Origin of the sequence: Streptomyces sp. NPDC086989, assembly GCF_044745505.1 — a bacterium.
Classification (GTDB): domain Bacteria; phylum Actinomycetota; class Actinomycetes; order Streptomycetales; family Streptomycetaceae; genus Streptomyces.
Window position 1 is genome coordinate 245,672 of record NZ_JBIVAL010000003.1, and the last position, 12,750, is coordinate 258,421.

At 72.6% G+C, this 12,750-nt stretch carries 9 protein-coding genes; 6 read left to right on the forward strand and 3 right to left on the reverse strand.

The genetic code is table 11. From position 1 onward, the window contains the following. Positions 1–44 precede the first annotated feature (44 nt). The gene (locus ACIPK4_RS07870; RefSeq protein ID WP_402310018.1) at positions 45–212 is read left to right on the forward strand and encodes a hypothetical protein; all 168 of its coding nucleotides are present in this window, start codon (positions 45–47) and stop codon (positions 210–212) included. A gap of 62 nt (positions 213–274) precedes the next feature. On the opposite strand, the gene ACIPK4_RS07875 is transcribed toward ACIPK4_RS07870, so the two are convergent. Continuing rightward, positions 275–679 carry a hypothetical protein gene (locus ACIPK4_RS07875; RefSeq protein ID WP_402310020.1) on the reverse strand — a complete coding sequence of 135 codons (405 nt, stop codon included), beginning with the start codon at positions 677–679 and terminating at the stop codon, positions 275–277. A 133-nt stretch (positions 680–812) separates the two neighbouring features. Here ACIPK4_RS07875 and ACIPK4_RS07880 point away from each other — a divergent pair, with 133 nt between their 5' ends. From ACIPK4_RS07880 to ACIPK4_RS07890, 3 genes are all read left to right on the forward strand, one after another. Next, positions 813–1,640, forward strand: a complete 828-nt coding sequence (locus ACIPK4_RS07880) for a hypothetical protein (RefSeq protein WP_376202228.1) — start codon at positions 813–815, stop codon at positions 1,638–1,640. Between the two features lie 120 nt (positions 1,641–1,760). After that, the gene (locus ACIPK4_RS07885) at positions 1,761–3,758 is read left to right on the forward strand and encodes an FUSC family protein (RefSeq protein WP_402310023.1); all 1,998 of its coding nucleotides are present in this window, start codon (positions 1,761–1,763) and stop codon (positions 3,756–3,758) included. A 217-nt stretch (positions 3,759–3,975) separates the two neighbouring features. After that, a complete protein-coding gene (locus tag ACIPK4_RS07890; protein WP_402310025.1) occupies positions 3,976–4,188 on the forward strand; it encodes a hypothetical protein in 213 nt (70 codons plus the stop codon). Positions 4,189–4,228: 40 nt separating this feature from the next. Here the strand turns inward: ACIPK4_RS07890 and ACIPK4_RS07895 are convergent, their stop codons facing one another. After that, a complete protein-coding gene (locus ACIPK4_RS07895) occupies positions 4,229–6,331 on the reverse strand; it encodes a PhoX family protein (protein ID WP_402310028.1) in 2,103 nt (700 codons plus the stop codon). A 353-nt stretch (positions 6,332–6,684) separates the two neighbouring features. Between ACIPK4_RS07895 and ACIPK4_RS07900 the strand changes: the two genes are divergently transcribed. Beyond that, positions 6,685–8,418, forward strand: a complete 1,734-nt coding sequence (locus ACIPK4_RS07900) for a VWA domain-containing protein (protein ID WP_402310031.1) — start codon at positions 6,685–6,687, stop codon at positions 8,416–8,418. 71 nt (positions 8,419–8,489) lie between these two features. Here the strand turns inward: ACIPK4_RS07900 and aspS are convergent, their stop codons facing one another. After that, positions 8,490–10,307 carry an aspartate--tRNA ligase gene (gene aspS, locus ACIPK4_RS07905; protein ID WP_376202214.1) on the reverse strand — a complete coding sequence of 606 codons (1,818 nt, stop codon included), beginning with the start codon at positions 10,305–10,307 and terminating at the stop codon, positions 8,490–8,492. A 136-nt stretch (positions 10,308–10,443) separates the two neighbouring features. Between aspS and ACIPK4_RS07910 the strand changes: the two genes are divergently transcribed. Further along, positions 10,444–12,717, forward strand: a complete 2,274-nt coding sequence (locus tag ACIPK4_RS07910; RefSeq protein ID WP_402310616.1) for a SpoIIE family protein phosphatase — start codon at positions 10,444–10,446, stop codon at positions 12,715–12,717. The last annotated feature ends 33 nt before the right edge of the window (positions 12,718–12,750 follow it).

A 12,750-nucleotide genomic window follows, 5' to 3' on the forward strand; every position in this document is an offset into this window, starting at 1 on the left:
GCAGCGCGTCCCCCACACACCCCCGCACACCGTGAGGTTCCGGCATGCCCATCGACCCGTACGCCGCCCTGAACGCCATGCTCCGCGCCGAGGTCACCCGCTGCACCCCGACCGCCCCGAGGCCGCCGAGCCGTCGGACCGACGACGAGGACACCCCCGCCGCCCCGGCGACCGCTCCGGCCACCGGCTCCGAGGCCCCCTCCGAGAGCTGAGCCGCCGGACGACGTGCAGGCGCCGGTCCCGTGCGGGACCGGCGCCTGCCGCGCTCAGCGGATCAGGGATCGCGCGTGTGGTAGCGGTAGAACGCCGCCAGCCCGATGCAGATGCCGGTGATGAAGCCGACCCAGCACGAGCGGATGATCGAGTGGTCGGCCATGCTGTAGAGGTAACCCACCGCGATCCCGCCGAACGCGCCGTACGCCGCGGCGTGCAACTCCTGCATCAGCCGCGGGCCGAGGCGGGCGAGGGCGAACATGACGCCGGCGAAGACGACGCCGCACAGGATCCCGTAGAAGACGTTGCCCGTGGTGACCCCGCCGGTGTCGCGCCTCATGAAGGCCGCCCAGACCCCGTAGACCAGTCCCAGGAGCAGTGCCCGCGTCAGCTGGCCCTTCATCGTGTGGTCCGTGCCGGTCGCCTGCCAGTGCCGCCTCGGGGCGACGGGTGCCGCATGTGCCATGACAGGGCTCCTCTCTCCCCTCATCCAGGGCACACCCGCCACCCCCGACCGGCAAGTGGATCAGCGGCGCGGCCGCCACCCGCCCGCAGCAGCACCGCTCGCGCCCGACGGCGTCGCGGCTTTCCCTGGTGACGTGCGCACCTTCCTCTCGGCGGTACTCATCGTTCTCGTGGCCGTCCTCGTGCCCGCGAGCGCCGTCGCGTACTGGACGGACCACGAGCTCGGCAACGCCGACCGGTACACCGCCGCCATGTCCCCCCTGGCCGAGGACCCGGCCGTGCAGGGCGTCGTCGTCAGCCAGGCGGGCCGCGCCCTCGCCGGGCAGATCGACGCCGGCCCCTTCCAGAGCGGGGTCGACGCGCTGCTCGGCGAGGCCCTGCGCTCCTTCGCCGGCACGCCCGCCTACCGCACCGCCTGGGACGCGGCCAACCGTGCCGCGCACGCCGCCTTCCTCAAGGCGCTCACCACCGGCGACGGCGACGCCGTCACCATCGACCTGGCACCGGTGATCGAGCGGGTCAAGGGGGAGCTCGTCGCCGACGGCGTGCCGTTCGCCGACCGCATCCCGGTGACCCACGTGTCGGTCAAGGTCATGGAGTACGACGGCCTCGGCGCGCTCCGGAAGGGATTCCGCATGCTCCAGATCGCCGGTGTCTGGCTTCCCGTGCTGACCGTGGTGCTGGCCGCGGCGGCGATCGCGGTCGCCGTGCACCGGCGGCGCGCCGTGATCGCCACCGGGCTGGGGGTCGCCGTCGGCGCCGTACTGCTGTGGATCGCAGTGGCCGTCTGCCGCCGGCTCACCCTCGACGACCTGCCGGCCGACATCGACCGCGCGGCCGCCGCGGCGGTGTACGACGCCCTCACCGCGTTCCTGCGCACGACCGCCTGGGTGGTCCTGGCGATCGGGCTCGCCGCCGCGCTGGCCGCCTGGCTGACGGGACGACTACGCCGCACCCCATAAGCTCGGAACGTACCGACCCGCGCAGAACGCCCCGGAAGAACCCGAGAAGAACACAAGCCGAACGCAAGACCCCGGAACAGCGCAGAAGAACCGATTCACGAGCGGCCGCACGGAAGCTGAATGAGCACCGAACGCACCGAACAGATACCCCCCGGGCGCCCCCGGCACCATGCGCTGGCTCCGCCCGCCTGGCTGCTCAAGGGACTGCGTCCGAGCCCCGCCCCGATCCCCTGGGCCGCCGCCGCGCGCGCCGGAGTCGCGATGGCCACCCCGCTCGCCGTCGGCTTCGCCCTGAACGAGCCCGAGTACGGGGCCCTCGTCTCCATGGGCGCCCTGTCCGGGGTCATCGGCGACACCGCCGACGCCTACCGGATGCGGATCCTGAACATCGCCGTGCCCCAGCTCTTCGGCGCGGTCGGAGTCGCCCTGGGCACCCTGGTCTTCGGCCACGGATGGCTGGCCGTCGGCGCCCTCACCCTGATCGCCCTCGTGTCCGGGATGATCTCCTCGATCGGCACCGTCGCGTCCGTGTCCGGACTGCTGCTGCTCCTCAATGCAGTGATCGGCGCCGGCCTGCCGCTCCCCCGGCCCTGGTGGACGGCCCCCCTGCTGCTCACCGCGGGCGGACTGTTCGTCCTCCTGCTGACACTGCTGGGCTGGCCGCTGCGCGGCAGGCAGCCGGAGCGCGTCGCCGTGGCCGACACCTACCGTTCCCTCGCCGATGCCCTGGAGGCCGCGGGCGGACCGGAGTACGACGAGCGTCGGCGCCGGGTCACGCAGGCCCTGAACCACGCCTACGACCTGGTCCTGGGCCGCCGTGCCCGGGTGCACGGCCGCAGTCCCGCGCTCGTCCGGATGCTGGCCCAGCTGAACGTGGTGATCCCGCTGGTCGAGGCCGCACCCGCCATGCACCTGCGCGGCGCACCGCTGCCGCCCGAAATCCCGGCGGCCGTGCGCGATCTGGCACAGGCCGTGGAAGGGGGCCGCACCGAGCGGCCCGTACTGGACCTCCCCGCACCGCACACCCCCGCCGAACGGGCCCTCGACGCGGCCCTGCGGCATGCGGCGGCCATCGTGCACCTGCCCGATCCCGACCTGCACAACGTCGACGACCGGCTCGGCCGGCCCGCCTCGCTGACGGTCCGGGCCCGGCGGGCCGTGCGCGACATGATGCTGTCCCGCGCCTCCTGGCGGTACGGGCTGCGCCTCGCCCTGTGCATCGGGCTCGCCCAGTGCCTGGTCTCCCTAATCCCGGTCGAGCGGTCCTACTGGGTCGCCCTGACCGTCACCTTCGTCCTCAAACCCGACTTCGGGTCGGTGTTCTCCCGGGCCGTGCTGCGCGCCCTGGGCACGGCGGCCGGGCTGGTCATGGCCGCCGCCGTGCTCTCCGAAGTACCGCGCGGCTGGTGGGACGTGCCGGTCATGGTGGTGCTCGCCGCACTGATCCCCGCCTTCTCCGTCAAGGGGTACGCCTTCCAGACCGCCGCGATCACCCCGGTGATCCTGCTGCTCTCGGACCTCCTCAACCACCAGGGCTTCGACCTGATCCGGCCCCGGCTGCTGGACAGCCTGATCGGCTGCGCCATCACCCTGGTCTTCGGCTACCTGCTGTGGCCCGAGAGCTGGCGCACCCGCATCGGCGACCGGCTCGCCGACACCGTCGACGACGCGGCCCGGTACGTGGAACGAGCCTTCGGCGACCAGCCCGACACGGAGGCCGGGCAGCGGGCGGCTCGGACCGCCCGGCTCCAGGCCCGGCGGCGGATCTACCGGGACATGTCGGGGGTGCGCAACGAGTTCCAGCGGGCGCTGACCGAGCCGCCCCCGACGGGGGCGCGGGCCGCCGCCTGGTGGCCGCTGGTCGTCGCCGTCGAACGGATCGTGGACGCGACCACCGCCGCCCGGGTCCGGGTCAACCACGGGGCCGAACCGCCCGGCGCCGAGGAAGTGGCGACCGTCATCACCGATCTGCGGGCCCTCGCCGAAGGGGTGCGCAACGCCGACAACCCCTCCCAGCTGCGCCCCTCGGCCCCACCCTCGGGCGACGCGGACTCCGTACTGGCCCCGGTGCGCCAGGAGCTCGCCGCGGCGCGTGCGATCGCCTCGCCCGGCCACTGACCCGCCGCCGACCCCGGGCCGCCGTGGCACCGGGGCTCCCAAGGCCCCGGCACCGGCATGCGGGGCGTGAACGGGGTGGAGGTCGTACGGGCCGACATCAAGGCCGCCACCGCCCAGGACGGCGGGACCGGGCGCCTCGTCGACCCCCGGGCCGTGCAGCGGCTCGCGCCGTGTACACAGGCTGTGGACAGAGCCCGTCATATGGGCCGCCGGAATCGTGGCACTGGCCGGCCTCTTGCTCGCCCAGCGGATCCTGGCCACGGTGGAGCTGGGCCGAGCGGTGCGGCGGGCCGGCGCGGCCACCGGTCCGGACGCCTGGGTACGGGTGATCCGCGGCTTCGCCAACGCACCCGACGGCGGGGCAGTGACCACCCTCGGGCTTCCCGTCGGACGGCTGACGGACGGTGTTCCACGAGAACGTTTCACGTGAAACACCGCCCACCCCACCGGCCTTGGGGCCATGGGCGCGATCAGACGCCGATGTTCTTGCCGTCCTTGCGCCACACGGACACGACCGCCGGACGGACGATCTTGCCGGGGCCGTCGGGCCACACCGACTGGGGCTTCTCGACGGACGCGCCGTCGATCTCGCCCGGGTGCTGGACGGCGACCAGGACGCGCTTGTCCTGGACCAGCGGACCGCAGGTCTCGGCACCGCGCGGAACGGTCAGGAACTGCTTCAGCTCACCGCGGCGCTCACCGGCGGTGGCGACACCGAACAGGCCGTCGTGGGAGCCGAGCTGGTTGCCGTCCGTGGCGATCCACAGGTTGCCGTGCGGGTCGAAGGTCACGTTGTCCGGGCAGGAGATCGGGCTGACCTTGTCCTTCGGGAAACCCGCGAAGAACGTAGACGGGTCCTTCGGGTCGCCGGCGACCAGGAACAGGCGCCAGGCGAAGCCGTCACCGGCCGGGTCGTCGAAGTTCTCGGCGAGCTCCAGGATCTGGCCGTGCTTGTTCAGGTTCCGCGGGTTCGCCTCGTCCGCACCGGCCTTGCCGGCCTTGCCGCGGTCGGCGTTGTTGGTGAGGACGACGTACACACGGCCGGTGCGCGGCGAGGGCTCGATGTCCTCGGGGCGGTCCATCTTGGTCGCGCCCACTTTGTCGCCGGCCTCACGCGTGAAGACGGCCACCTCTTCGGCGGTCATGCCCGGGACGTGCGAGACGTTGCCGGAGGGAGAGGAGGTGAGGAGCTTGATCCACACGCCGGAGCCGTCGAACTGGCCGTCGGAGGGGAGCTTGCCCGAGCCGTCGAGCTCGGCGGCCGGGGAGTCGCCGGTCAGCTTGGCGACGTACAGGGTGCCCTCGTCGAGCAGCGTCAGGTTGTGCTCCTTCGCCGCGCGCGAGTTGCCCTTCTTCATCTGCTTCGACGAGACGAACTTGTAGAAGTAGTCGAAGCGCTCGTCGTCGCCCATGTAGACGACCGGGCGGCCGTCCTCGGTCAGGCGGGGCTGGGCCCCCTCGTGCTTGAAGCGGCCCAGCGCGGTGCGCTTGCGCGGGGTGGAGTGCGGGTCGTACGGGTCGAGCTCGACGACCCAGCCGAAGCGGTGCGACTCGTTGGGCTCCTGGAGCACGTCGAAGCGCTTGTCGAAGCGCTCCCACTTGCGCTCGGTGGCACCGGCCGTCACGCCGTAGCGCTTCAGGCGGGCCGCCTCGACGGGCTCGGTGACCTGGCCGGCGTTGGCGAAGTACTGGTTGAAGTTCTCCTCGCCGTGCAGCGTGGTGCCCCACGGGGTGGTGCCGCCGGAGCAGTTGTTGAGCGTGCCGAGGACCTTGGTGCCGGTCGCGTCGGCGGAGGTCTTCACCAGGGCGCTGCCCGCGGCCGGGCCGGTGAGCTTGAACTCGCTGGTCGCGGTGAGGCGGCGGTTGAGCTGGTGGCGGTTGACCGCGGTCAGCTTGCCGCTGCGGTGGTCCTCCTGGACGACGACGACGCCGAGGCCGTGCGCGGCCCAGGCGACCTCGACCTGCTCGCGGGTCGGGTTCGCCGGGTCGTAGCCCTTGAACATCAGGTTCTCGTCGGTGTACTCGTGGTTCGCCACGAGGATCTGCTGGCGCTCGTAGTCGCCGCCGAGCGGGAGCAGGGACAGGAAGTCGTTGTTGTAGCCGAACTGGCCGGCCTGCGCGGCGGCGGTCTGCTTGTCGGCGTTGAACGCCGGAGCTCCCTTGACGATGGGCTCACCCCAGCGGATGACCACGTTCTGCTCGTAGCCCTCGGGGACGGTGACCCGGTCGTCGGTGTTCGGCAGGACGGCCTTGAAGCGCAGACCGCGGGCGCCCGCGGCGTTGGCGGCGTCCGCGGCCGGGCCCTGGGCGTCGGCGGCGGGGGCGGCGGTGGCCGAGGAGCCGTTCCCGCTGAGGGTGACGGCGGTACCGGCGGCGGAGGCGACGGTGACGACGGCGGCGGAGCGCAGCATCGAGCGGCGGGAGTAGGCGCGGGCGATGACATCGCCGACGTACTCGTTGTCGCTCGTGTTCGGGACCTCGTGGAAACAGGCGTCGCCGCAGCGGTAGCGGCAGGTGAGGGCGGAACGGCCGCCGCCGTGCGGGTTCCCTATGAGCGGCAGAAGCTTGCGCACGAGTGTCCTCCGTAGATGCACGGGCGCCGACGTCATGTCGGTCGAATCCAGCCGTGACGGTAGGCGCGGGTTGCGCCAATGCGGCGGCGGCGAAATGAACGCGTGATGAACCGGGCCCGTCGGTGCGGGAGTTCGGCAAGATGGGGTGTGTGCTGTATGGGCCGGGCGCCACGAAGGGCGCCCCTGCCGAAGTTCCAGCCAGGCGGCCGATAACCTTACGTGTCCACTCTGGGCAGGGATCAACCGCGCAGCACGGACAAATGACGCACGCACTCATGCGAAAGGCCTGGCCCATGGGTATTCGGAGCTTGTTGCGCAAGGTGTTCGGACGGTCTGCCGAGCCGGTTCCGGAGATGACGGATGCCACGTCGGCCTCCGTCCCGAGCCAGGCGGAACGGACCCCCCTGGACGTGGCGGCCGAACTGGTCGCGGCGTCCTTCGACAACCCGACGGTTCCCCCGCAGTCCGCTCCGCGGGACCGTGAACCGGGGACCCTTCTCACCGCCCCGGCACCGGACCCCACGGTCCCGGAGGCCCGGCGCCCGTTGCAGCCGTCGGTCCAGCAGGACGCTGGGGACGCGCCTGCGGCGAAGCCGGAGCTCGTCACGGCCGAGGCCGACGCGCCTGCGGGGGAGCCGGTGGCCGAGACCCCGGCTGCCGAGTCGCAGCCCGAGGCCGAGGTTACGGCCGAGCCGGAGCCCGAGGTCGTCACGGCCCAGGCCGAGCCCGAGGTCGTCACGGCCCAGGCCGAGCCCGAGGTCGTCACGGCCGAAGCCGAGCCCGAGGTGGTCACGGCCGAGGCCGAAACCCCCGCAGCCGAAGCCGAGGTCGTCACCGCCGAGGCAGACGCGCCTGCGGCGGAGCCCGAGGTCGTCACGGCCGAAGCCGAGGCCGTCACCGAGCCGGAGGCCGCCGAGGCCGACGCGCCCGTGGCGGAGCCTGCAGTCGAGGCGGTAGCCGAGGTCGTCACGGCCGAAGCCGAGGCGCCCGTGGCGGAGCCCGAGATCGTGGCCGAGGCCGTCGCCGAGCCGGAGCCCGAGGTCGTTACCGCCGAGGCCGACGCCGAGCCGGAGCCCGAGGTCGTTACCGCCGAGGCCGACGCCGAGCCGGAGCCCGAGGTCGTTACCGCCGAGGCCGACGCGCCCGTGGTGGAGCCTGCAGTCGAGGCGGTGGCCGAGGTCGTCACGGCCGAAGCCGAGGCCGTCACCGAGCCGGAGGCCGCCGAGGCCGAGGCGCTCGTGGCGGAGCCCGAGATCGTGGCCGAGGTCGTCGAGGCCGAAGCCGAGGCCCCGGTAGAGGACGAGGCCGGCGTCGAGCTCGTGGTCGAGGCCGACGCCAAGCCTGAGGCCGACGCCGAGCCCGAGATCGCCGCCGAGCCCGAGGCCGAGGCCGCCGTGGCGGAGCCGCTGGGCGAGACCGCGGACGGGGGGCCGGCTCGGGCCCTGGGTGTCGTGAAGCGGCAGGCACCCGGGATCGTGGGGGCGTACAAGGCCGCGGGGCAGGTGCTCCGGGGCAAGGGCAAGGCCGGCGCGCGGGCCAAGGTGTACCTGGTCCTGGACCGGTCCGGTTCGATGCGCCCGTTCTACAAGGACGGCAGCGCCCAGCACCTCGCCGACCACGCCCTCGCCCTCGCCGCGCACCTCGACGACGAGGCGACCGTGCACACCGTGTTCTTCTCCACGGACGTGGACGGCACGGCCGACCTGGCCCTCGACGCCCACGACGGCACCTGGGTCGAGGCCCGCCACGCCGAGCTCGGCCGGATGGGCCGCACCAGCTACCACGTGGCCGTGGAGGCCGTCGTGGAGCGGTACCAGAAGGACGGCGGCGAAGGCCCCGCCCTCGTGGTGTTCCAGACCGACGGCGCCCCGGACAGCGTCCGGCCCGCCAAGCAGGCCCTCGCCGATGCCGCCGCCTCCGCGCCCGGCGTGCACTGGCAGTTCGTCGCGTTCGGCGACCACGACGCCAAGGCCTTCGACTTCCTGCGCAAGCTGGACGCCGAGAACGCCGGCTTCTTCCACGCCGGCCCCGCCCCGGTGGAGCTGACCTCCGCGGCGCTGGTCAAGGGCCTGCTCCAGAGCTTCTGAGCAGGCAGGGCGCATGACGAAGGGGCCCGGGATCCGATCGGATCCCGGGCCCTTCGTCATGCCGTGCCCGCTTAGCGGGCGGCGTCCGGGTGGACGGCCTCGGCGACCGGCTTGGCCTCCGCCGGCTTGGTCTCCACCGGCTTGCGCAGCGCGATGTTCAGCTCGCGCAGGCGGGACTCCTCCAGGACGGTGGGCGCGCCCATCATCAGGTCCTGCGCGTTGCCGTTCAGCGGGAAGGCGATGGTCTCGCGGATGTTCGGCTCGTCGGCGAGCAGCATCACGATGCGGTCCACGCCCGGGGCGATGCCACCGTGCGGCGGGGCGCCGAGGCGGAAGGCGCGCAGCATGCCGGCGAACTCGCGCTCGACGGTCTCGGCCTCGTAACCGGCGATCTCGAAGGCCTTCAGCATGACCTCGGGCTCGTGGTTGCGGATGGCGCCGGAGGACAGCTCGATGCCGTTGCAGACGATGTCGTACTGCCAGGCCAGGATGTCGAGCGGGTCCTTCTCCTCCAGGTCCTTCATGCCGCCCTGCGGCATGGAGAAGGGGTTGTGCGAGAAGTCGATCTTGCCGGTCTCCTCGTCCTTCTCGTACATCGGGAAGTCGACGATCCAGCAGAACCGGAAGACGTTCTCCTCGAACTGGCCGGCGCGCTTGGCGGCCTCGACCCGGACCGGGCCCATGATCTTGGAGACCTCGTCGAACTCGCCCGCGCCGAAGAACACGGCGTGGCCGGCGGCCAGGCCCAGGCGCTCGGTGAGGACCTTGACGTTCTCCTCGGTGAGGAACTTGGCGATCGGGCCGGTCAGGCTGCCGTCCTCGCCGACGCGGACCCACGCGAGGCCCTTGGCGCCGAGCGAGATCGCGTACTCGCCGAGGCCGTCGAAGAACTTGCGCGGCTGCGCGGCGGTGTCCGGGACGGCCAGCGCACGCACGTGCTTGCCGGCGAACGCCTTGAACTCCGAGCCCTCGAAGACGTCGGTGATGTCGACGAGCTCCAGCTTGGCGCGCAGGTCGGGCTTGTCGTTGCCGTACTTCAGCATCGACTCGCGGAACGGGATCCGCGGGAACGGGGAGGTGACCTCGCGGCCGCCGCCGAACTCGGTGAAGAGCTCGGTCATCAGCCGCTCGATCGGCTGGAAGACGTCCTCCTGCTCGACGAACGACATCTCGACGTCGAGCTGGTAGAACTCGCCCGGCGAGCGGTCGGCGCGGGCGTCCTCGTCGCGGAAGCACGGCGCGATCTGGAAGTAGCGGTCGAAGCCCGAGATCATCAGCAGCTGCTTGAACTGCTGCGGGGCCTGCGGCAGGGCGTAGAACTTGCCCGGGTTCAGGCGGGACGGCACGACGAAGTCACGTGCGCCCTCGGGGGAGGTCGCGGTGAGGATCGGGGTCGCCATCTCGTTGAAGCCGAGGGCCACCATCTTGTGGCGGATCGCCGCGATGACGGCGGAGCGCAGCATGATGTTGCGGTGCATGCGCTCGCGGCGCAGGTCGAGGAAGCGGTACTCCAGGCGCCGCTCCTCGTTCACACCGTCGTCGGTGTTGATCGTGAAGGGCAGCGGGGCGGCCGCGCCGAGCACCTCGACCTCGGCGGCCTCGATCTCGATCTCGCCGGTGGGCAGGTCGGGGTTGATGTTCTCCGAGCCGCGGGAGACGACCTTGCCGTCGACGCGGACGACGGTCTCCTTGGAGAGCTTGTCCAGGACGGCGGCCGCGGCGGTGCCGGGGCGGGCGACGAGCTGCGTGATGCCGTAGTGGTCGCGCAGATCGATGAAGAGGATGCCGCCCAGGTCTCGACGGTTGTGCAGCCAGCCGCTCAGCCGGACGTCGGCGTTGACGTCAGAGGCGCGGAGCTCGCCGCAGGTGTGGGACCTGTACCGATGCATCAGTCATCCAGTTCTTCGCGATACCAGGGTGGATTCAACCCTCCCAAGGTTACCGTCCGGGCCGGGGACCGTGCCTGCGTGCCCGCCGGCCCCGGTGAACAGGCACGCCCCGGGGATGACCTGTAAAGATGACCGGGTGCGCACCGAGGACGTCCTGGCCGCCATCGCGACGGGCCTGTGGCGGTGGGACAACGCCTCCGGAACGGTCACTCTCGACAGCGAGGCCGCCCGGCTGCTGGGGCTGCCCGCGGAGCCCGTCGTCCTCCCGGAGGTCGTCGTACGGTCGCGGTTCCACCCGGTGGACTGGAACGAGATCAACGGGATCGTCAACCTCGCGGTGGCCGAGGACACCCTCGCCGAGGCCCGACTGCGGATCATGGACGAGGACGGGCGGGTCCTGCGGACCGTGCGCAGCCGCTCCAAGCCGGTGGAGAACCGCTGCCCCGACGGCCGCGTCGACTACGAGCTGATCGGCACGATCCAGGAGATCGCCGAGCCGCAGCCCGGGACGACCGCCGTGCACACCCCGATCACCGGCGACTGGCGGCGCTCCCGCGAGGCGTTCCTGCTGGATGCGGGGCGGGCGCTCGCCGAGGCCCGGTCCACGGCCGAGGTGCTGCGGGTCGCCGCGTCGCTGTCGATGCCCGGCTTCAGCCCCGACGGGCTGGCGGTCTTCGGGGTGGCCGGGGACCGGCTGTCGATCATCGGGCACCACGGGCACGGTCCCGGGGACGAGGATCCCTTCACTGACATGCGGCTGGAGACGGACTATCCGGCCGCCGAGGTCGTGCGCACCGGCCGGGCGATCTACCTGCCCTCCCCCGAGGACTACAAGCGGCGCTTCCCGGCGACCTGGCCGCTCGCGCAGCGCTTCGGCCGGGTCTCGTGGGCCTTCCTCCCCCTGATCGTCGCCGGGCGCACCATGGGCGCCTGGATGGCCGCGTTCAAGCACCCGGTGTCCTTCTCCCCGGACGAGCGGTCCGTCCTGACGACGGTGGCCCGGATGCTGGCCCAGGCCCTCCAGCGGGCCGGCGTGGCGGAGTCCGAGCGGGAACTCACCTCCGGCCTGCAACGGTCGATGATGCCGACGGTGGGCCCCCACATCCCGGGCATGCGGATCGCCGCCCGGTACGTCCCGACCGGTGGCGGGCTGGAGGTCGGAGGTGACTGGTACGACGTGATCCCGCTGCCGTCGGGACGGTTCGCCCTGGTCATCGGCGATGTGCAGGGGCACGACGTACGGGCCGCCGGGCTGATGGGCCAGCTGCGGATCGCGGTGCGCGCGTACGCCTCCGAGGGCCACCGGCCGGACGCGGTGCTCTCCCGCGCCTCCCGCTTCCTGGCCGGCATCACCGATTCCCACGAGGAGTCCGACTTCAGCAGCCCGCGCTTCGCGACCTGCCTGTACGTGGAGTGCGACCCGGAGACCGGGCTGCTGGAGGCGGCCCGGGCCGGCCACCCCGACCCCGTCATCCGGATGACGGACGGCACGGTGCTGATGCGCCCGACCGCCGGCGGCCTGCCGCTCGGCATCGTCGCGGACACGGACTACCCGACCACGCAGTTCACGCTGGAGCCCGGCGAAACGATGATGCTGTGCACCGATGGGCTCATCGAGACCGGCGGCCACGACCTGGACACCGGCTGGGCGCGGCTGCGGGCGATCCTGGAGTCCGAGACGCACGAGCCCGGCACCCACGGCTCCGACGACCTGGAGGAACTCGCCGACCTGCTGGTGCAGGCCGTGCACGGGCCGTCCTCGCACCACACCACCGGCCCGCTGGCCGACCGCCGCGAGGACGACATAGCCGTCGTACTGCTGTGCCGGGACGGCGGCTGCGGGGCCCCGCCCGCACGGCCGGTGCGGCCGGCCCGCCGCACGATGCTGACGGTGGCGCAGGCGGAGCCGGAGCGGATCGCGGGCGCGCGCCGGCAGATCCGCGAGCTGCTGCACGACTGGGCGGACGCGGAGCAGGTGGACTCGGCGGTGCTCATGGTCTCCGAGATGGTCACGAACGTCCTCATGCACACGGACGGCGACGCGCTGCTGGTCGCGGAGGCCGCGGGCGAGCTGGGGACGCGGCGGCTGCGCATCGAGGTGGCGGACTCCAGCGACGAGCTGCCGCACAAGCGGCACCCGGGGGAGATGGCCTCGAGCGGGCGGGGCGTCCTGCTGACGGAGATGCTCGCGGACAGCTGGGGCGTGGACCCGCGCGGCGAGGGCAAGTCGATCTGGTTCGAGCTCCACGAGCGGTCGAAGCCGGACACCGCGCCGACGGACGCCGCGCTGACGGACACCGCGCCGACGGACGCCGCGCTGCTGCCGGCCCCGGACCTCGGCCCGGAACGCGGCCCCGAACGCGGCCCGGCCCCGGCTTCCCGGGTGGAACCGGGCTCAGGGGTGGTCTGAGACGACGCCGCGCCCGGGCTCGGGGGTACGGGG